The following is a 21,966-nucleotide window of genomic DNA, read 5'->3' on the forward strand; positions in this document are numbered from 1 at the left end:
ATGTTCCAGCCGTTGAGGCCGTTGGACGCCTCGACGGTCGGGTCGGTGGAGTTCTTCACGACCACCACGTCGCCGGCCATCGAGTGGTCGAAGAACCAGGCGGCCGGTACGCCGCTGTCGTAGCCGCCGCGCACGTCGCGCAGGCCGATGCAGCCATGGCTGGCGTTGTAGTTGCCGAAGGCGTCGCCGCCCCAGTAGTTGCCGTGCACGAAGGTGCCGGAGTCGGTCAGCCGCATGGCGTGCGGGACGTCCTTGATGTCGTACTCGCCGTCGTAGCCGACCGTGTCGCCGTTCATGCGGGTCACCGTGAACTTCTCACTGATGACCATCTGTCCGTTCCAGGTGGCGTAGCCGGGCTTGCCGGTGGTGACCGGGATGGTCTTGACGACCTTGCCCTCCTGGGTGACCTGCATCGTGCGCTTCTTGGCGTCCACGATGGACACCTGGTCGCGGCCGATGGTGAAGGACACCTTCTTGGACTGCTTGCCGTAGACGCCCTTGCGGCCCTCGACGCCGTCGAGGTTCAGTTCGACCGTCACCTTGGTGCCGGCCTTCCAGTACTTCTCGGGCCGGAAGTCGAGACGGTCGTTGCCGAACCAGTGGCCCTGCACGTCGACGGCCGGAACCGTCGTGATCTTGATGGCCTTCTCGACGTCGTCCGGCGCGGTGATGCCCCGCGTGAAGCGCACCGAGAACGGCATGCCGACGCCGACCTTGGAACCGTCCTCCGGCGTGAAGGTGCCGACGAAAGTGTTCTCCGGCGTCAGCGTGGTGAAGGACGCGTCCTCGGCGGCCGTACGGCCCTCGGCGTCCTTCGCGACCGCGTGCACCTGGTACTTGGTGGCGGCGGCCAGATGCGTGCTCGGCGTCCAGCCGGTGCCGTCCGCGGCGATCGTGCCGTCGACCTTCGTGCCGTCGGCGTCCTTGACGACCACCTCGGTCAGTTTGCCCTTGGCGGCCGTCACCTTGAGGGCGCCGCTGGTATCGACGGCCTTGGCGCCGTCCTTGGGGGCGATCGAGACGACCGCCTCCGACTGCCCGCTCGCCGCGGCCGTGGCGCCCGCGCCCTTGTCGTCCTTGGTCTTCTCCGAGCCGGAGTCCCCGCCTCCGCCGCAGGCCGTGACGGCCAGCAGCAGTCCTCCGACGATCAATGCCAACCGCTTGTCACGGCCGCGTGAGCGACCGCCAACCGATGCCCCCGATATCGGTCGCACGTTCAAGTCCGTTCTCCCCTCCCCCGGGCCGGTCAGGCCCGCACGCAGGCACTACCGCTGCGCTGCGCGCATATTAACCACATGGTCAGGTGCCCTGGTGACCCCGGAATGTCACCGTTCAGTCCCAACTTGGACCACGGGAGGGGAGAGTCGCTCAGGAGATCACTTCACCGCGCTGCCCGCCGTCCATTCCCCCCAGTTCATGTTCCAGCCGCCGAGCCCGTTGTCGGGGGCGACCGTCTTGTCCTTGCTGCGGACCACCTCGACGACGTCACCGATGAGACTGCGGTCGAAGAACCAGCCCGCCGGCGTGTCCGCGCCGCCGCCCTTCACGTCCCGGAGCCCCACACAGCCGTGGCTGAGGTTGACCCGCCCGAAGGCCTCGGGGGACGCCCAGTAGTTGCCGTGCAGGAAGGTGCCGGACTCGGTCAGCCGCATGGCGTGCGGTACGTCCGGGATGTCGTACTCGCCCTTGCCGTTCTTCTTCTTGAAGCCGACGGTGGCACCGTTCATCCGGGTCACGTCGAGCATCTCCGTGACCACCATCTTGCCGTTGTACGTCGTCGTCTTCGGCGCCCCCGCGGTGATGGGCACGGTGGCGAGCAGCTCGCCCTCGCGCCGCACCCGCATGGTGTGCTCGGCGGCGTCGACGACGGAGACCTGGTGGCGGCCGACGTCGAAGGAGAACGTCCGGTGCTGGAGCCCGTAGACGCCGGGCGCGCCCTCGACGTCGCGGAAGCGCAGGGAGACGGTGACGCGGGTGCCGGGCTTCCAGTAGTGCTCGGGCCGGAAGTCGAGCCGGGAGGTGCCGAACCAGTGCGGGCGGACCTCGACGGCCGGCTCCGCGCTCACGTGCACGGCGCGCTCGACGGCGGCACGGTCCTCGATCTCCCGGTTGAACTCCAGGGACACGATCATCCCGGTGCCGACCGTCGCCCGGTTCTCGGGCGTGACGTAGCCGATGAACCGCTCCTCGGGAACGTACGTCGTGAACGTGGTGTGCCGGGCCGAGCGGTGCCCGTCGCCGTCCACCGCGACCGCGTCGACGGTGTAGCGGGCGGCGAGCGCGAGCCGGCCGTCCGCCGGGCTCCAGCCGCGGCCGTCCGCGGAGATCCGGCCCGCCACCTCGGTCTCCTGCGCGTCCTGCGACTTGACGACCTTCACCGACTCCAGCCGCCCGTCCGGCACCCGGACCCGCAGGGCCTGGCCGGGGCGCACCTCCCTGGCGCCGTCCCGCGGAGTGACCCGGATGGCGTCCTCGGGTGCCGGGGGTTTGCCCAGCACCCGGTCCAGCCCGCTCCGGCTGTCCCCGCTGCATCCGGCGGCTCCCGCCAGCAGTCCTGCCCATGTCAGTACGGCGGCCAGTGCGACCCCCGCGCGCCGTGCGCGCCCAGTTACGTGCCTCACGCGGTACCCAACGACGGGCCCCGCTCCGGGGAAACGTGAGTGCGAGGCACACGCTGGGCAGAACAGGGGGGAGGACGACGCCAAGGGGAGCAGCGGCCGGGACGCCGTACGCACCGGGCCCGCGTCGTGCCACGAGCCGCGGGAGGCTGAACGGTGTCCAGCGCAGCCGAGCAGGAGGCGGTGGCTCAGGAGCGCCCCGCCGCGTCCGCCGTCGTGAACGGGGCACCCCGAAGGACGCCCGGCGTGCCCGTGCGGCCCGGCGCCTCCACGCCCCTCGGCGCCCGCTTCCGGGTCGGCCCCGACGGCGTCGCCGGCACCAACTTCGCCCTGTGGGCGGGCGGCGCCGAGGCCGTCGAGCTGTGCCTCTTCGACGAACAGGGCCGCGAGACCCGCGCCCGGCTGACCGAACTCACCCACGAGATCTGGCACGGCTTCGTGCCCGGTGTGATGCCCGGCCAGCGCTACGGCTACCGGGTGCACGGCCGCTGGGACCCGTGGACCGGCGCCCGCTGGAACCCGGCGAAACTGCTCCTCGACCCGTACGCCCGCGCCGTCGACGGAGAGTTCAGGCTTCCGCCGGAGGTGTACGGGCACGTCCGCGACTGGCCCCAGCAGCAGGTCGCCGACACCGTCCGCGACGAACGGGACTCCGCGCCGTACCTCCCCAAGGGCGTCGTCGTCCACGACGACGACGACTGGGCCGACGACCGCCGCCCCAAGACGCCCTGGGCCGACTCCGTCATCTACGAGCTGCACGTGCGCGGCTTCACCATGCGCCACCCCGGCATCCCCGAGGAACTGCGCGGCACCTACGCCGGCCTGGCCCACCCCGCCGCCGTCGAGCACCTGGTGAACCTCGGCGTCACGGCCGTCGAACTGCTCCCGGTCCACCAGTTCGCCCACGAGGACCACCTGCTGCGCCGGGGACTGCGCAACTACTGGGGCTACAACTCCGTCGGCTACTTCGCCCCGCACGCCGGCTACGCCTCCGCCGGGACGACCGGCGGACAGGTCGGCGAGTTCAAACGCATGGTGCGCGCCCTGCACGCGGCAGGCATCGAGGTCATCCTCGACGTGGTCTACAACCACACCGCGGAGGCGGGCGAACTGGGCCCGACGCTGTCCCTGAAGGGCATCGACAACCGCGGCTACTACCGGCTCCAGTCGGACGCCCGCCGGTACGCCGACTACACGGGCTGCGGCAACACCCTGCACGTGGTGCAGCCGCACGTCCTGCGCCTGATCACGGACTCGCTGCGCTACTGGGTCACCGAGATGGGCGTCGACGGCTTCCGCTTCGACCTGGCCGCCGCCCTCGCCCGCTCCATGCACGACGTGGACATGCTGTCGCCGTTCCTCGCGGTGATCGCGCAGGACCCGGTGCTGCGCCGGGTGAAACTGATCGCGGAACCCTGGGACGTGGGCTCGGGCGGCTACCAGGTGGGCGCGTTCCCCCCGCTGTGGACCGAGTGGAACGACCGCTACCGCAACGCCGTACGGGACTTCTGGCGGCACGCCCTGCCCGACGTCCGCGAGATGGGCTACCGCCTGTCGGGCTCCAGCGACCTCTACGCCTGGGGCGGCCGGCGCCCCTACGCCTCCGTCAACTTCGTCACCGCCCACGACGGCTTCACCCTGCGCGACCTCGTGTCCTACGAGCGCAAGCACAACGAGGCCAACGGCGAGGGCAACCGGGACGGCACGGACGACAACCGCGCCTGGAACTGCGGCGCCGAGGGCGAGACGGACGACGAACGGGTCCGCGCGCTGCGGCGGCGGCAACTGCGCAACCTGACGACCACCCTGCTCCTGTCGACGGGCGTGCCGATGCTGGTCGCCGGCGACGAACTCGGCCGCACCCAGGGCGGCAACAACAACGCCTACTGCCAGGACAACGAGATCAGCTGGCTGGACTGGACCCTGCTGGAGGACCCCGGCTGGAAGGCCCTGTACGACCTGACCGCCCGCCTGATCGCGCTGCGCCACCGCCACCCCGTCCTGCGCCGCCGGGCCTTCTTCTCCGGCCGGGCCCACTCGGTGGACGGGCTGCGCGACCTGGCCTGGTTCACGGCGCGCGGCACCGAGATGACGGAACGGGACTGGTACGCGCCCGCGGCCACGCTCGGCATGTACCTCTCCGGCCGGGACATCCCCGGCCGCGACGAACGGGGCACCCCGATCACGGACGACAGCTTCCTCGCCCTCCTGCACGCGGGGGACCGCCCGGCCCACTTCGTCCTGCCCGGCCCGCCGTGGGCGGACCGCTACGAGGTCGTGGTGGACACCTCGGCCGAGGAACAGGGTGCCGCCCCGTCGGTCACGCACCGGGCGGGGACGGGGGTGACGGTCCCGGCCAGGTCGGTGCTCCTGCTGAGGGTGACGGCCTGACGGCATCTCGCATAGCCGGCACGCTTGTTGACGGACGGTCAGCGGACACGCCGCCAACGAGTGATGATCCACAACAAGGTGGCCCCGAACCGGGATCGTGCGTCGCATGATCACAAATCGCCTGCGGCGACGGGCCGCTGCCGCCGTCTTCTCCCTCGCCGCCGTCCTCGCCACCTCGGCCGCCACCGCCCCCACCGCCACCGGAGCCGCCACCCCGGCCGCAGCCCAAGCCAAGGCGGCCCCGTCCTGCCCCCAGTTCGACGACAAGCTCAAGGCCGCCGCCGACCGCGGCGTCGACCTCGACCGGATCACCCCGGCCCCGGTCTGGCGCACCACCTGCGGCACCCTCTACCGCAGCGACGGCCGCGGCCCGGAGATCGTCTTCAAGGAGGGCTTCCACGCCAGGGACCTGGTGAACGGCCAGTACGACATCGAGAAGTACGTCCTGGTCAACCAGCCCTCCCCGTACGTCTCCACGACGTACGACCACGACCTCTACAAGACCTGGTGGAAGTCCGGCTACAACTACTACATCGACGCCCCCGGCGGCATCGACGTCAACAAGACCATCGGCGACACCCACAAATGGGCCGACCAGGTCGAGGTCGCCTTCCCCGGCGGCGTCGACCGCAAGTACATCATCGGCGTCTGCCCGGTGAACAAGACCACCAAGGTCGAGAACATGAGCGGCTGCGAGAGCAACCCGCACTTCGAGGCCTGGCACTGACCCGTCCCGCCGCTAGCGGGGTGTGAGCAGCGACTCCGCCCCCACCGGCACATACCCCGCCGCCTGGAACGCCCGCATGCTGCGGGCGTTCCCCGGCGAGATCTGCGCCCACACCGGCTCGCCCCCGGCCAGCTGCCGGGCCGCCGTCACCAGGGCCCGCCCCAGCCCCCGGTGCCGTACGTCCGCGTCGACCTCGACCGCGGCCTCCAGCCGCCCGGCGATCCCGCGGCCCAGGACCAGCACCCCGCCGTCCGCCGCCCACACCCGCACCTCGTCGCGCCGCCTGCGCGAACTGATCACCCGGGGATGGTCCGGATCGTCGATCTCCGTCAGCCGCACGGCCGGCCGGCCCGTGAGCGGGGAGCCCACCACCATCGCGTCGACCGTGTCGGTGCGGCGGCCCGTGCGGTCCATGAACGCCGTCAGGAAGCGGGCGTTCAGCGTGGCCGCCAGCTCGTCGCAGTCGGTCGCGCGCAGCGCGGCCCGCACCCACCGCGGGTCCTCGTCGGTGAACACCACCGAGTGCGCGGTGAAGGACAGCACGCCGGCGTCCCGCGGACAGGCCTGGGGCACGATCGTCGTACGGCCGTCCGCGGGCGGGAACACGCCCCGCGCCGCCGCGTCGAGAATCTCCCGCAACGTCTCCACAGCGCTCCCCGCCACTCCTGGCCGCTCCTCGCGGCTCCTTGAGTCTCCACCCACTGGAAGGCCCACACTCACACACGTGATCGACGACGGCACCGAACTCTTCACCATCGGCGAGCTGGCCAGGTCCACCGGCCTGACCGTGCGCACCATCCGCTACTGGTCCGACGAGGGCGTCCTGACCCCGGTCACCCGCAGCGCGGGCGGCTACCGGCTCTACGACGCCGAATCCGCCGCCCGCCTGGAGCTGATCCGCACCCTGCGCCAGCTGGGCCTCGGCCTGGACGCCGTACGCAGGGTGCTGGCGGGCGAGACGACGGTCGCGCAGGTCGCGGCGGCCCACGTGAGCGCCCTGGACGCGCAGATCAGCTCACTGAGGGTGACCCGCGCGGTGCTGTCGACCGTGGCACGACGCGGCTCGACCGCTGAGGAGATGACTCTGATGAACAAGCTGGCACGACTGTCCGCCGCCGAGCGCAGGCGGATCGTCGAGGAGTTCCTGGCCGAGGTCTTCGACGGCCTCGACACGGCCGACCCCGACATCCGCACCCGGCTGCGCTTCCACGCCGCCCACCTGCCCGACGACCCCACCCCCGAGCAGGTCGACGCCTGGGTGGAGCTGGCGGAGCTGATCCAGGACCCGGAGTTCCGTGCCCTGATGCGCGCGATGGTCGAGTTCAACGCGGCCGACCGCGGCCCCGAGGTTCCCGCGGGCACCTCCCTGTGGTTCATGAGCCGGCTGATCCAGCTCGCCGGGGAGGCCCTGCGCGAGGGCACCGCCCCCGACTCCCCGGAGGCCGACGGCGTCCTGCGCGGCCTCCTCGGGGACGCCGACCGGGCCGCCGTACTGGACCGGCTCACCGCGGCGGCCAACGTCCGGGTCGCCCGCTACCGCGAGTTGTCGGCCGTCCTGAACGGCCTGGAACCCGCCGCGGGCTACGAGCGGGAGTTCGCCTGGGTGGTGGCCGCACTGCGCGCTCACCCGGACCGTTAATCTGACCTGCGTCAGTACGACGCAGACGCAGCACCGCAAGGTATGACGAAGAGGGGCGGACCGGTGGCGGACATCGAAGAAGCACGCAAGCAGTTCCAGCGGATCGACACGGACGGTGACGGTTTCATCACCGCGGCCGAGTTCAAGACCGCCCTCGCGCAGGGCGGCGACTGGAACGTCACCGAGACGGTCGCCGAGGCCCTCATCAAGAGCCGCGACCTGGACGGCGACAAGGTTCTCTCGTTCGACGAGTTCTGGACCCACCTCAGCAAGTGACGAGGGTCCGCCTCGGAACGTGAGGTGCGAGAGGGGCGTCCCGGTCCGCCGGGGCGCCCCTCTTTCACGCCCGGACCTCGCGTGCGGGCCGCTCGATCCGTACGCTCCAGCGACCGCCGTGCCGCTCCAGGGCCAGCGGGAGATCGAAGCACTTGCCGACCTGGTCGCCGGTCAGGACCTCGGCGGCCGGCCCCCGGGCGAGCGGGCGGCCGTCGCGCAGCAGCAGCGCGTGCGTGGTGTGCGGCGGGAGCTCCTCCAGATGGTGGGTGACCAGGACGGTCGCCAGCCGGGGATGAGCCGCCCGCAGCGCGCCGAGCGCGTCGATCAGCCGCTCACGGCCGGGCAGGTCCAGGCCCGTCGCCGGCTCGTCCAGCAGCAGGAGCCGGGGTTCAGGCATCAGCGCGCGGGCGATCAGGGTACGGCCCCGCTGCCCCTGCGAGAGCGTCGGCCAGCGCGCCTCGCCCAGCGCCGCCACCCCCAGTGTGCCCATCAACTCCTCGGCCCGCTGTGCCTGTTCCGGTGAGGGGCGCCAACGCGGGAGCGGAGCCACCGAGTTGGTCGCACCGGTCAGCACGACGTCCCGCACGCGCAGCGGCTCGGCCAGCGGATGACGCGGGTCGACATGACCGACGTACGCCCGCAACTCCCGTACGTCGACCCGGCCGAGCCGCCGACCCAGGACCTCGACCGTGCCCCGCGTCGGGTGGGCGAGCGCCCCGAGCAGACTGAGCAGGGTCGACTTGCCGGCGCCGTTCGCGCCGAGCAGCACCCAGTGCTCGCCGCCGCGTACGGTCAGCGACACCTCCTGGAGGATCGGCCGGCCCTCGCGCACCACGTGCACATCGTCGGCGCGCAACACCGTCTCGCTCACCGCAGAGCCCTGTTGACCGCCGACAGCAGGGCGCGGACGCCCGCCTCCAGTGCCGTGGGGCCCTCGCCCGCTCCCCAGGCGGTGACGCCGTCGACCCGGCATTCGGTGAAGGTGAAGGCGCCCCGCTCGGCGTGGTCGAGGATGTCGACCTGGAATCCGGCGCCGAGCAGCGCGTCGGCGAAGGCGGTCAGCGGTCCGCCGCCGGTCCCCTCGTGGTCGCCGGTCGTCCTCCGGCCGGTCTCCAGCGTGCACACGAACCGGTGGACGCCCGGCGCGGCCTCGTGGCAGGACCAGGAGGGCAGCCGTACCTCCCCGTCGTCGAGGCAGGCGGCCCGGAACAGTTCGTACAGCTCCTTCGGGGTCGCTTCCCGCCCGCTGTCGTCCGTGGCACGCTGCACGATCCGCGAGAACTCCGGCCGCATCCGCTCCGGCAGGTCCACGCCGTGGTGCGTGCGCAGCAGATACGCCACTCCGCCCTTGCCCGACTGGGAGTTGACGCGGATCACGGCCTCGTACGACCGTCCGAGGTCGGCCGGGTCGATCGGCAGGTAGGGCACGCCCCAGGGCGCCTGCCCCTCCGGAACCCCCGACTCGGCGGCCGTGCGGGCACGGTGGGCGAAGCCCTTGCTGATCGCGTCCTGGTGGGTGCCGGAGAACGCCGTGTGGACGAGGTCGCCGGCGTACGGGTGCCGGGGGTGCACCGGAAGCCGGTTGCAGTGCTCGACGGTCGCCTTGATGCCGTCGATGTCGCCGAGGTCCAGCATGGGGTCGACGCCCTGGGTGTACAGGTTGAGGGCGAGGGTCACCAGGTCGACGTTGCCGGTGCGCTCCCCGTTGCCGAACAGGCAGCCCTCGACCCGCTGGGCACCGGCCAGCAGGGCGAGTTCGGCGCAGGCGACGCCGGTGCCGCGGTCGTTGTGCGGGTGGACGGAGAGGATCACGGCGTCCCGGCGGGCCAGCTGGCGGTGCATGTACTCGATCTGGTCGGCGTAGACGTTCGGGGTGGCGATCTCGACGGTCGCGGGCAGGTTGTGGGTGACCGGCCGGTCGGGGCTCGCGTCCCACAACTCGGTGAGCCCGTCGCAGAGTTCGAGGGCGAAGTCGGGCTCGGTGAGGTTGAAGGTCTCCGGCGAGAACTGGAAGCGGATGCCGGAGGAGTCCCCGGCCAGCCGTGCCATGCGCGTGGCCGCCTCGCGCACGATCCGCGTCACCTCGCCCCGGTCCCGGCCCAGGACCACCTCCCGCCACACCGGCGAGGTCGCGACGTACAGATGGACCACGGCCCTCGGCAGCCCCTCGATCGCCTCGAAGGTGCGGTCGATCAACTCCGGCCTGGCCGGGGTGAAGACGACCGGCGTGACGTCCCCGGGGACGGCGCCCGAGGTCGCCAGATGCCGTACGAAGCCGAAGTCGGCGCGGCTCGCGGAGGGGTAGCCGACCTCGATCTCCTTGAAGCCCATGCCGGCCAGCAGGTCGAAGAAGCGGCGTTTGCGGGACGTGTCCATGGGCTCGGCGAGCGCCTGGTTGCCGTCGCGCAGGTCGACGGGGACCCAGAGGGGCGCGCGGTCGAGGCGGGCGGAGGGCCACTGCCGGCGCTCGGCGGCGGGCACGCGCACGCGCTCGTCGTAGGGGCGGTAGCGGTGGTACGGCATCGGGCCGGGTCGCTGCGGATTCCAGAACGGGGCCGGCATGTCGGAGGCGGGGCTCTCCGGTGGGTGGACGGTGGTCATCGTCGGTGCTGCCTCTCGGCTCGGTCGGACGGCGACCGGCGGCACGGCGGACCCCGCGGCGGGGTGCCGGTCGTGATCATGCCCCGCCGCGGCAGCCGAGAAGAAGCAGACCGCGAAACGTCATGGAGGGGAGGCTAGCGACTCCTCAGCTCCTCAGACAAGTGAGAATGGGGGAGGGGAGACCGGGAAGGCGACTTCCCTCGGCTTTCTCCGGCTTTCCCTGACTTTCTCCGGCTTGCTTCGGTTTCCTCGACACATTGGTGACAGCGATGCCCCTCGGTCCCGTCCGCCCGAGCCCCCTGGTCGAACAGGCGGCCCAGCGGCTGCGTGAGCAGATCACCGGTGGCCACTGGCCCGTGGGTACCCGGTTGCCCGGCGAGACGACCCTCGCCAAGGAACTCGGCGTCGGCCGCTCCACGCTCCGCGAGGCGCTGCGCGCCCTCGCCGGGGCTGGTCTCGTGCAGCCCCGGCACGGCTCCGGCGTCTTCGTGATCGCCACCGAACCCGCCGAGGACTGGCCGGCCCGACTGCGACGGGCCGCCGTGACCGACGTCTACGAGGTCCGCCTCGGCGTCGAGGTCCACGCGGCCCGTCTCGCCGCACAGCGCCGCACACCCGAGGACGTCACCGCGCTGCGGGCGGCGCTGGACGGACGCCGGGCCGCGGCCGACGCCGACGACACGGCCTTCGTGGACGCCGACATCGCCCTGCACGCGGCGGTCGTCGCCGCCGCCCGTAACCCCGTCCTCACCGCGCTCTTCGCCGAGTTCACCCCCGTCCTGCGCGAAGCCCTTATCGACCTGCTGTCCCTGACCGGCCTGCGTGAGAATCACCCCGGCCACGGGGACGAGACCCACACGGCCCTGGTCGAGGCCGTCACGGCCGGCACCCCCGACGCCGCGGCCTCGGCCTTGCGCACGGATCTGGAGGCGACGCTCAAGCTGCTGCGCGAGCGGAGCTGACCGGGCGGGGCGGGTGCGGCGGCAGCAGGAAACCCTCGTCGGGGAATAGCCCGAGTCCGGGCGAGGTTGACGCCGAACGTGAGACGCATGCACATGCATGCATCTACCGTCACCTCACCTGGAAAGGTGCGCCATGAAGATCGGCATCATCGGAGCGGGCAACATCGGCGGCAACCTCACCCGGCGGCTCGCCGCCCTCGGTCACGACGTCTCCGTGGCCAACTCCCGTGGCCCGCACACGCTCAAGGAACTGGCCGAGGAGACCGGAGCGACGCCCGTACCGGTCGGGGAGGCCGCCCGCGGGGCCGAGGTCGTGGTCGTCACCGTCCCGCTCAAGGCCGTCCCGGACCTTCCGAAGGGCCTCTTCGACGAGGCCGCCGACGGCGTCGCCGTCCTCGACACGGGCAACTACTACCCGCAGCAGCGCGACGGCCGAATCGACGCCATCGAGGACGAGGGCATCACGGAGAGCCGCTGGACGGAACGCCACATCGGCCACCCGGTGATCAAGGCGTTCAACGGCACCTACGCCCAGGACATCCTGGACCGCCCGCTCCCGGCCGGCAGCCCCGGCCGCGTGGCCCTGCCCGTCGCGGGCGACGACGAGGCGGCCAAGACGAAGATCCGGGCCCTGATCGACGAACTCGGCTTCGACACCGTCGACGCGGGCGGCATCGACGACTCCTGGCGCCAGCAGCCCGACACCCCGGTGTACGGCCTGCGCGGCGGCGTCGACGAGGTCACCCGCGCCCTGGCCGAGGCGAGCCCGGAGCGCAAGCCCGAGTTCCGGGGCTGAGCCGCTCAGTCCACGGTCGCCCACGCCCGCAGCGCCGCCCGGCTAGCGAAGTTCGCCACGTTCGTGTCGAGGGGCTCGTCGGTGTACTGGTGGAACCGCCACTTCGCTTTGATGCGGGGCTTGCCCGCGGTGACGTAGTCGGCGATCCAGAGCCCGTCACCGGCGTACGAGGTGTCGTCGACGTTCAGCCAGTAGTTCCTGTTGCAGTACAGGACCACCCGGTTGCGCGGTCGCAGCTGCTTCACCTTGCGGAGGAAGCGGTCCTTCTCCGCGTTGCTCGCGTGGGTGCCCTCGCCGGTCGACTCCCAGTCGACGGCGAGGATGTCACCGGGGCGGTCCGGGGCCTTGGCGAGGAAGTGCTCCGCCTGGGCGGTCAGGTTGCCGGGCCACAGGAAGTGGTAGAAGCCGACGACCAGTGAGGCGTCACGGGCCCGCGCGGTCTGGGCGGCGAGCCGGGGATTGACATACGTGCGGCCCTCCGTCGCCTTGACGAAGACGAAGGAGAGACCCTCCGTGGAGTAGCTGGAGGACTGATAGGCGCTGACGTCGACACCACGGAGCATGGGGCAACTCCCGGAAGTGCAGGAGAACGGACGGGAGTTGCTTTATGCCCCGACACGCCGGGGGCGGAACCTCCGCTTCCGCAATGCGCCGTCGGGCCGTACGTCCGCACGCCTCTCGCGCCCCCGCGCCGATGCCGGTGACGGTCTCGACCCGGCCGCCGTGCCCGCTTCCGAACGAGCCGCCGGAAGCCGGCCGCCGAAGGCGCGAAGTCGCCGAACTGGACGACGTCGTCGCCGGGCAGGTCCGAGACGGTTCTTCCCCGGCACTCGCCGGTGGTCACCGCATGGCCGAGCACCGACGTGGCGCCGCCCATCGCATGCGTGGGGCCCCGCACGAGCGACGAGCGGGGCCCTGCGCGCGCGGACTGCCTCAGCACTCGATGATGTTCACCGCGAGTCCGCCGCGCGCGGTCTCCTTGTACTTGACCGACATGTCCGCGCCGGTTTCCTTCATGGTCTTGATGACCTTGTCGAGGGACACCTTGTGCGTGCCGTCGCCGCGCATGGCCATGCGGGCCGCCGTGACCGCCTTGACCGCGGCCATGCCGTTGCGTTCGATGCAGGGGATCTGGACCAGGCCGCCCACGGGGTCGCAGGTGAGGCCGAGGTTGTGTTCCATGCCGATCTCCGCCGCGTTCTCGACCTGCTCGGGGGAGCCGCCGAACACCTCCGCGAGCGCGCCCGCCGCCATCGAGCAGGCCGAGCCGACCTCGCCCTGGCAGCCGACCTCGGCGCCGGAGATGGAGGCGTTCTCCTTGAAGAGCATGCCGATCGCGCCGGCCGCGAGCAGGAAGCGGACGACGCCCTCCTCGTCGGCGCCGGGGACGAAGTTGACGTAGTAGTGCAGGACGGCCGGGATGATGCCGGCCGCGCCGTTGGTGGGGGCGGTGACCACCCTGCCGCCGGCCGCGTTCTCCTCGTTCACCGCCATCGCGTACAGCGTGATCCACTCCATGGAGTGGGCCAACTGGTCGCCCTCGGCACGCAGTTGACGGGCCGTCATGGCGGCGCGGCGGCGGACGCGCAGGCCGCCCGGCAGGATGCCCTCGCGGGACATGCCACGGGCCGTGCAGGCCTGCATCACCCGCCAGATCTCCAGCAGACCCTCGTGGATCTCCTCCTCGGTGCGCCAGGCCCGCTCGTTCTCCAGCATCAGCGAGGAGATCGACAGGCCCGTCTCCCGCGTCAGGCGCAGCAGCTCGTCGCCGGTACGGAAGGGGTACTTCAGGACCGTGTCGTCCAGCTTGATCCGGTCCGCGCCGACCGCCTCCTCGTCGACGACGAAGCCGCCGCCCACCGAGTAGTACGTCTTCGACAGCAGCTCCGCGCCCTCGGCGTCGTACGCCCAGAGCGTCATGCCGTTGGCGTGGTAGTCGAGGGTCTTACGGCGGTGCAGCACGAGGTCGTCGTCGAAGGAGAACGGGATCTCGTGCTCGCCGAGCAGCCGGAGGCGGCCCGAGTCCCTGATCCGCTCCACCCGCGCGTCCGCCGTCTCCACGTCCACGGTGCGCGGCGAGTCGCCCTCCAGGCCGAGGAGGACCGCCTTCGGCGTGCCGTGGCCGTGGCCGGTCGCGCCGAGGGAGCCGTACAGCTCGGCGCGCACGGACGCGACGGAGCCCAGCAGGTCCTCGTTGCGCAGCCGCCGGGCGAAGATGCGGGCCGCCCGCATTGGGCCGACCGTGTGGGAGCTGGACGGGCCGATGCCGATCGAGAACAGGTCGAAGACCGAGATGGCCACGGGGACTCCTCAAGACGGTGGTGCAGAAGGTTTCCGGTGGGTGCCCCGCCCACTGACCAGTGTGCGGGACACCCGTCCGGAAACCCTTCGGAAACAGGAACTACTTGTTCAGACCGGGATACAGCGGGTGCTTCTCGGCGAGGGCGACGACGCGGGCCTTGAGGGCTTCCACGTCGTAGGACGGCTTGAGCGCCTCCGCGATCACGTCCGCGACCTCGGCGAAGTCCTCGGCCGTGAAGCCGCGGGTGGCGAGGGCGGGCGTACCGATCCGCAGGCCCGAGGTGACCATCGGGGGCCGCGGGTCGTTCGGGACGGCGTTGCGGTTGACCGTGATGCCGACCTCGTGGAGACGGTCCTCGGCCTGCTGCCCGTCCAGCGCGGACTCGCGCAGGTCGACCAGGATCAGGTGCACGTCGGTGCCGCCGGACAGGACGTTGATCCCGGCCTCGCGGGCGTCCGGCGCCGTCAGGCGCTCGGCGAGGATCCGCGCGCCGTCGACCGTACGGCGCTGGCGCTCCTTGAAGTCGTCCGAGGCGGCGACCTTGAAGGACACGGCCTTCGCCGCGATCACGTGCTCCAGGGGACCGCCCTGGAAGCCCGGGAACACGGATGAGTTCAGCTTCTTCGCGAAGGCCTTCTTCGCCAGGATGATGCCGCCGCGCGGACCGCCCAGCGTCTTGTGCGTGGTGGAGGTGACCACGTCCGCGTACTCGACGGGGTTCGGGTGCAGGCCCGCCGCGACCAGACCGGCGAAGTGCGCCATGTCCACCCACAGGTACGCCTCGACCTCGTCGGCGATCCGGCGGAACTCGGCGAAGTCCAGCTGCCGCGGGTACGCCGACCAGCCCGCGATGATCACCTTCGGGCGGTGCTCCTTGGCGAGCCGCTCGACCTCGGCCATGTCGACCAGTCCGGCCTCGTCCACGTGGTAGGCGACCACGTCGAACTGCTTGCCGGAGAAGTTCAGCCGCATCCCGTGGGTGAGGTGACCGCCGTGCGCCAGGTCCAGGCCCAGGATGGTGTCGCCGGGCTGGGCCAGCGCGAACAGGGCGGCCTGGTTCGCGGAGGCGCCCGAGTGCGGCTGGACGTTGGCGTACTCGGCGCCGAACAGCTCCTTGACCCGGTCGATCGCGATCTGCTCGGCGACGTCGACGTGCTCACAGCCACCGTAGTAACGGCGGCCCGGGTAGCCCTCGGCGTACTTGTTGGTCAGGACCGAGCCCTGCGCCTCCATGACGGCGAGCGGAGCGAAGTTCTCCGAGGCGATCATCTCGAGCGTGGACTGCTGGCGGCGCAGCTCGCCGTCGAGCGCCGCGGCGATCTCCGGGTCGAGCTCGTGCAGGGGCGTGTTCAGGACAGACATGCGTCGTGTGACCTCTCAGCCGGCGGTGTAGGCGGTGTACTCGTCGGCGGAGAGCAGCTCTTCCGGCTCGTCCGTGACGCGTACCTTGAACAGCCATCCACCCTCGAAGGGGGCGGAGTTCACCAGCGCCGGGTCGTCCACGACGTCCTGGTTGACCTCGACGATCTCGCCGGTGACCGGTGCGTACAGCTCGCTGACCGACTTGGTCGACTCCAGCTCGCCACAGGTCTCGCCCGCGGTCACGGTGGCACCGACCTCGGGGAGCTGGACGAAGACCACGTCGCCGAGCGCGTTGGCCGCGTGCTCCGTGATGCCGACCGTCGAGACGCCGTTCTCGGCGCCCGACAGCCACTCGTGCTCCTTGCTGTAGCGCAGCTGCTGGGGGTTGCTCATGGCCTGAATTCTCCTGTACGCGGGGGAGTGCTGATGAATGCGGGACTACGGAAAACGTCGTGAGCAGCGCGAATGTGCGCAGGGTCACGTGCGCGGACCTCGGCCCGGCCTGTCGGCCGAGCCGTACGCCAGTCTCTACTTCCGGCGCTTGTAGAACGGCAGAGCCACGACCTCGTACGGCTCGTGGCTGCCCCGGATGTCCACGCCGACACCCGGCGTGCCCGGGGCCGCGTGGGCGGCGTCGACGTACGCCATGGCGATCGGCTTGCCCAGGGTGGGGGAGGGGGCGCCGGAGGTGACCTCGCCGATCACCTCGCCGCCCGCGACCACGGCGTACCCGGCGCGCGGGACACGGCGGCCCTCGGCGACCAGGCCGACCAGGACGCGCGGCGGGTTCGTGGCGGCGCGCTCGGCGGCCTGCGCGAGAGCCTCGCGGCCCACGAAGTCGCCGTCCTTGTCGAACTTCACGACCCGGCCGAGGCCGGCGTCGAAGGGGGTCAGCGCGGTCGACAGCTCGTGGCCGTACAGCGGCATGCCCGCCTCCAGGCGGAGCGTGTCCCGGCAGGACAGGCCGCAGGCGATCAGGCCGACGCCCTCGCCGGCCTTGGTCAGGGCCTGCCACAGCTCGACGGCGTGCTCGGGCTTCACGAACAGCTCGAAGCCGTCCTCGCCGGTGTAGCCGGTACGGGCGATCAGCGCGGGGACGCCGGCGACGGTGCCGGGCAGGCCGGCGTAGTACTTGAGCCCGTCGAGGTCGGCGTCGGTGAGCGACTTCAGGATGCCGGGCGACTCGGGACCCTGGACGGCGAGGAGCGCGTAGGCGTCGCGGTCGTCACGGACCTCGGCGTCGAAACCCTCGGCGCGCGCGGTCAGCGCGTCCAGGACGACCTGGGCGTTGGAGGCGTTGGCGACGACCATGAACTCGGTGTCGGCGAGCCGGTACACGATGAGGTCGTCGAGGATGCCGCCGGCGGCGTCGCAGATCATGGTGTAGCGGGCCCGGCCCACGCCCACGGCCGCGATGTTGCCGACCAGGGCGAAGTTCAGCAGGGCGCCGGCCTCCGGGCCGGTCACGGTGATCTCGCCCATGTGCGAGAGGTCGAAGAGGCCGGCCCGGGTGCGGACGGCGAGGTGCTCGTCGCGTTCGGAGCCGTAGCGCAGCGGCATGTCCCAGCCGGCGAAGTCGGTCATGGTCGCGCCGAGCGAGCGATGCAGGGCATCGAGGGCGGTGTGGCGGAGCGGGGTACTGCTCATCGGGCGTTCGTCTCCCAAGGCATGACGGCGAGGTCGTTCCTCCCCATCTGTCATCGGGACCTGAGAGGTTCGCCATGACCGTCCGCGGACGGTTCGGTCACGGGTTGCACCTTGGGTGGAGCCACGGCGGGGTGACTCGCTTTTCAGATGTGCCTCGCCCGCGCGGTAACGGTGCCTGAGAGATTCAAGGGAGGGACTTGCTCCTTCGGCGCCCCAGCGAAGCTGTCGGTGGGGACTCTCCCGCGCGGATTCAAACGGCCGGTATGCAGTTGGCGCGGCCATCATCGCACGCCACGCGCGATCACGGCAGGCCGCATCTGTAACCGGCCTGTGGCGGTAAGCGCATGAAAACGCAAGACAGCGCGCATTACCTTCTCTTTACGCTCAACGGGGAGAAGACTTGTCTGACCCCAGGGGAGGACGTTCACGGTGAACAGGACCACGGCTCTCGGGACCGGCCCGGCACTCGCCGCCGGCCCGGCGCTCGCACTGCCCGCGCAGCCGCACGCCCAGGCCCGGGAGGCGTGCGGCGCACCGCCCGCCCCGGTCGTCCGCGATCTGCGCGACCGGGCCGGCCACAGCCCGCACGGCCTGCTGTTCGGGCCCCGCGACCTGGTCGTGGTCACCGGACTGCCCGGCAGCGGCAAGTCGACGCTGATGAAGCGCGCGGTGACGGGCACCCGCATCGACTCCCAGGACACCCGTGACCGCTGGGACGCCCGCATGCCGCGCGCCCTGCCGTACGCCCTCTACCGTCCCCTCGTCCGCCTCGCGCACTACGCCGGTCTGCGCCGCGCCCTGCGCACCGGCGAGGGCGTCGTCGTCCACGACTGCGGTACGCAGGCCTGGGTGCGCGCCTGGCTGGCCCGCGAGGCCCGCCGCCGTGGCGGCACCCTGCACATGGTGCTGCTCGACGTCACGGTCGGCACCGCCCTGGAGGGCCAGCGCGAGCGGGGCCGGGGCGTGTCCCGGTACGCCTTCCGGCGCCACCGCCGGGCCGCCTCCCACCTGCTGCGCGCGGCGGAGAAGGGCCGCCTCCCCGAGGGCTGCGGTTCGACGGTCCTGCTGGACCGGGCCGCGGCCGACACCCTCCGCCGCATCGGCTTCACGGGCTGACCGGCCAGGGCCGTGGCCGGCAGCGGCCACCGGCCAGGTCCCTGTGGCCGAACAGGGCCCTGTGGCCGCCGGCCTTCCGGCGATCGCCCGCGGGGCCGTGGCCGCCGCTCCGGCCTCCGGCGACCGGCGATCGTCCGCGGCCCCTGGCAACCGCCGCCGGCCTCCGGCCCCGGACTCCTGCGACCGGCACCCGGTGATCGCCCGCGGCCCCTGGCCACCACCGCAGCCGGCCTGTGGCCGCCGACCGGCCACGGACCTGCGGCCTGCGGTCACCGTCCCGCGGTCTGCGATCACCGCCCCGCGGCCTCCGGCCACGGGCTCCGCCCCCGGCCGGTGGCCGAGGGCTCGCCCACGCTCCCGTACCCGATAGCCTTTTGAGCCACATCCAGTGGTTCCCAGCAGGCGGTAGGCAGATGGACTTCCCCCCGGCGGACTTCCCCGCGGGCTTCCCGGCACAGGCACACCCCCATTCGCACGGCGGATGGCCCGGCAACGAGCTGGAGGAGGTGCTCTCCGCCTCCCTCGGCGTGCCCGAGGCGGGGGGACGGATCGTGGAGGTGCTCGGCCGCAGCTTCGTCTGGGTGCCGCTGCCCGGCGGGGGCGGCCCGCACAGCGGTCCGCTGGACCTGCCCACGCTGGAGCTGGAGGGGCAGGCGTTCGTGCCCGTGTTCAGCTCCGAGGAACAGTTGCGGCAGGTCGTCGGCGCGCACATGTCGTTCACGATCGCCCCGGCCGTCGAGTTCGCCCGTGGACTGCCCCCGCAGGTCGGCATCCTGGTGAACCCGGACGGCACGGTCGGCATCCCGCTGCCCCCGATGGCCGTGGCCGAGCTGTGCCGGACCGGCCGCACCCCGCTGGACGGACCGGCGAGCGGTGGCCGCGTCCGCCTCTACGAGCCCGACTGGCAGCACGACCCGGTGGACTTCCTGTCCGCCGCCTCCGCCGAGTTCGAGGCGATCGGCGTCGTCCTCACCGCCCGCCGGTGCCTCGCCGCGGTGGAGACGGCCGACCCGGTGATGTTCGTCGGCGTCGAACTCTCCCAGTGGGAGGGCGATCTGCGGGAGCTCCCCCTCGCGGCCCTGGGCAGGGCCCTCGGCCGGGCCCAGGCGCCCTGGCCGGTCAACCTCGTCCTGCTCGACGTGACGGAGGACCCGGTGGCCCGGTGGCTGAAGGACAACGTGCGGCCCTTCTACTCCAGGGGCCACTGAACTCGCCAGCCCGTAATGGGGCGTTCTGTACCGGTATGCGGCGTCGCCGCGAGAGCCCGGCGGGCGGCCCCCGGTCCGGCCCCGCCGGCGACGGACAACCCGGCACCTCCGGGGCCCCCGTTGTCGGTGAAGAGACCTAAGCTGGTCTCCCGAAAGCGGGGCAACTTATCGAAGGGGCGGTACAGGTGAGCGCCAGCGGCATCGCGGCCGGGCAGGTCGAGCACATGCTGCGCCAGGTGACCCCCGGGCGTTACGACGCCTACGAGGCTCTCCTGCGCGCCCTCGCCACCCCGGGCACCGGCCAGGTGTGGATGCTGCTGTGGCACGGTCAGGCCGGTTCCCCCGACGCCCAGTACGGCACGATGGAGGTCGAGGGACACGGTTACGCCCCCTGTGTCACCTCCGCCCAGGAGCTGTCCGCGAGCGGCTGGAACCGGTCGTACGAGGTGGTCGACGGGCTGGACGTGGCCCGCACCCTCTACCCCGACCACTACGGCCTCTGGCTGAATCCGCACGCCCCCGGCGGCGGCGTCGGCATCCCCTGGCTCGACCTGCGGCGGATCGCCACCGGCCTGGACCGCCAGCCGGCCGGGCCGCTCCGGCTGTCCGAGCCCGGTATCGAGATCCCACAGTTCTACGCCCTGCTCGCGCAGAACGCCCACCGCACCCCCGCCCTGCGCTCGCTGCGCCGCGCCTGGGTCCAGCCGGCCGTCGGCGCGCCCTACCTCGCCCTGGGGCTCGACGTCTACGACACCTCGCCGCAGGCCGTCGACGCGGTGCGGGGGATGATGCAGCAGTCCATCGGCGCGGTGCCGGACGGACTGCCGGTCTCCACCGTCACCATGAGCGACGACTACGACCCGGTCGTCCTGTGGATGCGCGCCCACGCCCGCCCCTTCTACGACCGCGAGGCGCACGCCCCCGCGGCCCCGCCGGCCCCGGCTCCCGCGAGCGGCTACGGCTTCCCGCCGGCCGGTCGTTTCTGACGCGCACCGTCGCGCGTCACCTCGGTTCGACGCAGTGAATCTTCGCGCGTAGATCAAGGCGGTAAGTCCCTTTTTGGGGTGTTCTGCCCCAACTCGCACCCGTCCGCCCCTCGTTACCCACCGTCCGGATAACGGATTCCTCCTGAGAGCATCACGTTTGCGCATCCTTTCCCCGTCAAGTCTGGCTACAGATCGCCAAAGCGTTGAAGACTCCCGCATCAGGGGTGCTTTCGCCCCTGTGTACGACGGACTGATCACGCCGCTACAGCGGCAAGTGTGGGCCGGCTACCGCCGGTTGAGAGGGGTCCCTGCCAGATGACGGCACCATTGCACGAGCCGACCGCGGAAGCGGCCCCGAGCCCGGCCGAGGAAGCGACGGTGGCCACCGCCGACGCGAAGGCCGTACAGGGCCGTTCCCTGGGTCGGATCGCCTGGGAGCGCCTGAAGCGGGACAAACTCGCCCTGAGCGGCGGCATCGTGGTGCTGCTCCTCGTGTTGGTCGCGCTGTTCGCCCCGATGATCACCTCGATCCTCGGTCAGGACCCGAACGAGTACCACGAGAACCTCATCGACCCGCTGTTCGGCACCCCCACGGGCTCCCTCGGCGGCATCAGCGGCGAGCACCTGCTGGGCGTCGAGCCGGTCAACGGCCGCGACATCCTCGCCCGGATCCTCTACGGCGCCCGGATCTCCCTGCTGGTGGGCTTCCTGTCGGCCGTCGTCGCCGTGATCCTCGGAACCGTCCTGGGCATCCTCGCCGGCTTCTTCGGCGGCTGGGTCGACTCGGTCGTCAGCCGGGTCATGGACGGTCTGCTCGCCTTCCCCCAGCTGCTGTTCATCATCGCGCTGGTCTCCGTCATGCCGAACGACCTGCTGGGCCTCACCGGCTCCAACGTGCGGGTCTTCGTGATGATCCTGGTCATCGGCTTCTTCGGCTGGCCCTACATCGGACGCGTGGTGCGCGGTCAGACCCTCTCCCTGCGAGAGCGCGAGTACGTGGAGGCCGCCCGATCGCTGGGCGCCGGACGGCTGTACATCCTGTTCAAGGAACTGCTGCCCAACCTCGTCGCCCCGATCGTCGTCTACACCACGATGATGATCCCCACCAACATCCTCACCGAGGCGGCACTCAGCTTCCTGGGCGTGGGCGTCAAGCCGCCCACGGCCTCGTGGGGCCAGATGCTGTCGAGCGCGATCGACTACTACGAGTCCGACCCCATGTACATGGTGGTCCCGGGCCTGGCGATCTTCATCACCGTGCTCGCCTTCAACCTCTTCGGCGACGGCGTGCGGGACGCGCTGGACCCGAAGGCATCCCGCTGAGCCGCACCCAAG

Annotated in this window: 20 protein-coding genes and 1 riboswitch; of the genes, 10 read left to right on the forward strand and 10 right to left on the reverse strand. The window is 71.6% G+C overall.

The features are described from left to right. Both BZL64_RS20235 and BZL64_RS20240 read right to left on the reverse strand, forming a co-directional pair. Nucleotides 1-1,220, reverse strand: a 1,220-nt coding sequence (locus tag BZL64_RS20235; RefSeq protein WP_167396170.1) for a L,D-transpeptidase, incomplete at its 3' end; no start/stop codon positions are given. Between the two features lie 156 nt (nt 1,221-1,376). Continuing rightward, nucleotides 1,377-2,621 carry a L,D-transpeptidase gene (locus tag BZL64_RS20240; RefSeq protein ID WP_086770608.1) on the reverse strand — a complete coding sequence of 415 codons (1,245 nt, stop codon included), beginning with the start codon at nt 2,619-2,621 and terminating at the stop codon, nt 1,377-1,379. A gap of 153 nt (nt 2,622-2,774) precedes the next feature. Between BZL64_RS20240 and glgX the strand changes: the two genes are divergently transcribed. Both glgX and BZL64_RS20250 read left to right on the forward strand, forming a co-directional pair. Further along, nucleotides 2,775-5,009, forward strand: coding sequence for a glycogen debranching protein GlgX (gene glgX / locus BZL64_RS20245; protein WP_086770609.1), 2,235 nt, complete (start codon nt 2,775-2,777; stop codon nt 5,007-5,009). A 106-nt stretch (nt 5,010-5,115) separates the two neighbouring features. Then, nucleotides 5,116-5,736: an ADP-ribosyltransferase gene (locus BZL64_RS20250; protein ID WP_086770610.1), complete on the forward strand. Its 621-nt coding sequence runs from the start codon at nt 5,116-5,118 to the stop codon at nt 5,734-5,736. Nucleotides 5,737-5,748: 12 nt separating this feature from the next. On the opposite strand, the gene BZL64_RS20255 is transcribed toward BZL64_RS20250, so the two are convergent. Next, nucleotides 5,749-6,384 carry a GNAT family N-acetyltransferase gene (locus tag BZL64_RS20255; RefSeq protein ID WP_086770611.1) on the reverse strand — a complete coding sequence of 212 codons (636 nt, stop codon included), beginning with the start codon at nt 6,382-6,384 and terminating at the stop codon, nt 5,749-5,751. A gap of 76 nt (nt 6,385-6,460) precedes the next feature. On the opposite strand from BZL64_RS20255, the gene BZL64_RS20260 reads away from it, so the two are divergent. Both BZL64_RS20260 and BZL64_RS20265 read left to right on the forward strand, forming a co-directional pair. Then, on the forward strand, nt 6,461-7,375 hold the full coding sequence (locus tag BZL64_RS20260; RefSeq protein WP_086770612.1) for a helix-turn-helix domain-containing protein: 915 nt from the start codon (nt 6,461-6,463) through the stop codon (nt 7,373-7,375). A gap of 63 nt (nt 7,376-7,438) precedes the next feature. Beyond that, entirely contained in the window at nt 7,439-7,651 is a 213-nt protein-coding gene (locus tag BZL64_RS20265) for an EF-hand domain-containing protein (protein ID WP_086770613.1), read from the forward strand. Between the two features lie 64 nt (nt 7,652-7,715). On the opposite strand, the gene BZL64_RS20270 is transcribed toward BZL64_RS20265, so the two are convergent. After that, nucleotides 7,716-8,522 (reverse strand): ABC transporter ATP-binding protein, encoded by an 807-nt coding sequence (locus BZL64_RS20270; RefSeq protein WP_244205410.1) that lies wholly within the window; start codon nt 8,520-8,522, stop codon nt 7,716-7,718. Next, nucleotides 8,519-10,252: a 2-isopropylmalate synthase gene (locus tag BZL64_RS20275; protein WP_208639479.1), complete on the reverse strand. Its 1,734-nt coding sequence runs from the start codon at nt 10,250-10,252 to the stop codon at nt 8,519-8,521. The genes BZL64_RS20270 and BZL64_RS20275 overlap by 4 nt, the downstream gene beginning before the upstream one ends. Nucleotides 10,253-10,521: 269 nt before the next feature. Between BZL64_RS20275 and BZL64_RS20280 the strand changes: the two genes are divergently transcribed. Beyond that, nucleotides 10,522-11,214 carry a FadR/GntR family transcriptional regulator gene (locus tag BZL64_RS20280; protein ID WP_086770615.1) on the forward strand — a complete coding sequence of 231 codons (693 nt, stop codon included), beginning with the start codon at nt 10,522-10,524 and terminating at the stop codon, nt 11,212-11,214. Nucleotides 11,215-11,311: 97 nt separating this feature from the next. Further along, a complete protein-coding gene (locus BZL64_RS20285) occupies nt 11,312-12,010 on the forward strand; it encodes an NADPH-dependent F420 reductase (RefSeq protein WP_086770616.1) in 699 nt (232 codons plus the stop codon). 5 nt (nt 12,011-12,015) lie between these two features. On the opposite strand, the gene BZL64_RS20290 is transcribed toward BZL64_RS20285, so the two are convergent. The 5 genes from BZL64_RS20290 to gcvT all read right to left on the reverse strand — a co-directional run bounded on the left by BZL64_RS20290 (nt 12,016) and on the right by gcvT (nt 17,321). Then, entirely contained in the window at nt 12,016-12,573 is a 558-nt protein-coding gene (locus BZL64_RS20290) for a GH25 family lysozyme (protein WP_086770617.1), read from the reverse strand. Nucleotides 12,574-12,943: 370 nt separating this feature from the next. Next, the gene (locus tag BZL64_RS20295) at nt 12,944-14,311 is read right to left on the reverse strand and encodes an L-serine ammonia-lyase (RefSeq protein ID WP_086770618.1); all 1,368 of its coding nucleotides are present in this window, start codon (nt 14,309-14,311) and stop codon (nt 12,944-12,946) included. Between the two features lie 100 nt (nt 14,312-14,411). Further along, nucleotides 14,412-15,674, reverse strand: a complete 1,263-nt coding sequence (gene glyA / locus BZL64_RS20300) for a serine hydroxymethyltransferase (protein WP_086770619.1) — start codon at nt 15,672-15,674, stop codon at nt 14,412-14,414. Nucleotides 15,675-15,689: 15 nt separating this feature from the next. Further along, the gene (gcvH, locus tag BZL64_RS20305; protein ID WP_086770620.1) at nt 15,690-16,067 is read right to left on the reverse strand and encodes a glycine cleavage system protein GcvH; all 378 of its coding nucleotides are present in this window, start codon (nt 16,065-16,067) and stop codon (nt 15,690-15,692) included. A 135-nt stretch (nt 16,068-16,202) separates the two neighbouring features. After that, entirely contained in the window at nt 16,203-17,321 is a 1,119-nt protein-coding gene (gene gcvT, locus BZL64_RS20310) for a glycine cleavage system aminomethyltransferase GcvT (protein ID WP_086770621.1), read from the reverse strand. Nucleotides 17,322-17,474: 153 nt separating this feature from the next. Further along, nucleotides 17,475-17,574, reverse strand: a riboswitch (glycine riboswitch). Nucleotides 17,575-17,750: 176 nt separating this feature from the next. Between gcvT and BZL64_RS20315 the strand changes: the two genes are divergently transcribed. The 4 genes from BZL64_RS20315 (at nt 17,751) to BZL64_RS20330 (ending at nt 21,954) form a co-directional block, all read left to right on the forward strand. Continuing rightward, on the forward strand, nt 17,751-18,437 hold the full coding sequence (locus tag BZL64_RS20315) for an AAA family ATPase (RefSeq protein ID WP_086770622.1): 687 nt from the start codon (nt 17,751-17,753) through the stop codon (nt 18,435-18,437). 413 nt (nt 18,438-18,850) lie between these two features. Beyond that, nucleotides 18,851-19,645: an enhanced serine sensitivity protein SseB gene (locus BZL64_RS20320; protein WP_086770623.1), complete on the forward strand. Its 795-nt coding sequence runs from the start codon at nt 18,851-18,853 to the stop codon at nt 19,643-19,645. A gap of 185 nt (nt 19,646-19,830) precedes the next feature. Further along, complete coding sequence (locus BZL64_RS20325) at nt 19,831-20,631, forward strand: enhanced serine sensitivity protein SseB C-terminal domain-containing protein (RefSeq protein ID WP_086770624.1); 801 nt, start codon at nt 19,831-19,833, stop codon at nt 20,629-20,631. Nucleotides 20,632-20,946: 315 nt separating this feature from the next. Continuing rightward, nucleotides 20,947-21,954: an ABC transporter permease gene (locus BZL64_RS20330; RefSeq protein ID WP_086770625.1), complete on the forward strand. Its 1,008-nt coding sequence runs from the start codon at nt 20,947-20,949 to the stop codon at nt 21,952-21,954. Nucleotides 21,955-21,966: the final 12 nt, after the last annotated feature.

The organism is Streptomyces bobili (assembly GCF_002154575.1).
GTDB classification, from domain to species: domain Bacteria; phylum Actinomycetota; class Actinomycetes; order Streptomycetales; family Streptomycetaceae; genus Streptomyces; species Streptomyces bobili.

Excerpts from the sequence above, each read along its gene's own strand:
- BZL64_RS20250 (WP_086770610.1), top strand. The coding sequence starts at position 5,116 with ATGATCACAAATCGCCTGCGGCGACGGGCCGCTGCCGCCGTCTTCTCC.
- BZL64_RS20275 (WP_208639479.1), bottom strand. The coding sequence starts at position 10,252 with ATGACCACCGTCCACCCACCGGAGAGCCCCGCCTCCGACATGCCGGCC.
- BZL64_RS20280 (WP_086770615.1), top strand. The coding sequence starts at position 10,522 with ATGCCCCTCGGTCCCGTCCGCCCGAGCCCCCTGGTCGAACAGGCGGCC.
- BZL64_RS20285 (WP_086770616.1), top strand. The coding sequence starts at position 11,312 with ATGCATCTACCGTCACCTCACCTGGAAAGGTGCGCCATGAAGATCGGC.
- BZL64_RS20290 (WP_086770617.1), bottom strand. The coding sequence starts at position 12,573 with ATGCTCCGTGGTGTCGACGTCAGCGCCTATCAGTCCTCCAGCTACTCC.
- glyA (WP_086770619.1), bottom strand. The coding sequence starts at position 15,674 with ATGTCTGTCCTGAACACGCCCCTGCACGAGCTCGACCCGGAGATCGCC.
- gcvH (WP_086770620.1), bottom strand. The coding sequence starts at position 16,067 with ATGAGCAACCCCCAGCAGCTGCGCTACAGCAAGGAGCACGAGTGGCTG.
- gcvT (WP_086770621.1), bottom strand. The coding sequence starts at position 17,321 with ATGAGCAGTACCCCGCTCCGCCACACCGCCCTCGATGCCCTGCATCGC.
- BZL64_RS20320 (WP_086770623.1), top strand. The coding sequence starts at position 18,851 with ATGGACTTCCCCCCGGCGGACTTCCCCGCGGGCTTCCCGGCACAGGCA.
- BZL64_RS20330 (WP_086770625.1), top strand. The coding sequence starts at position 20,947 with ATGACGGCACCATTGCACGAGCCGACCGCGGAAGCGGCCCCGAGCCCG.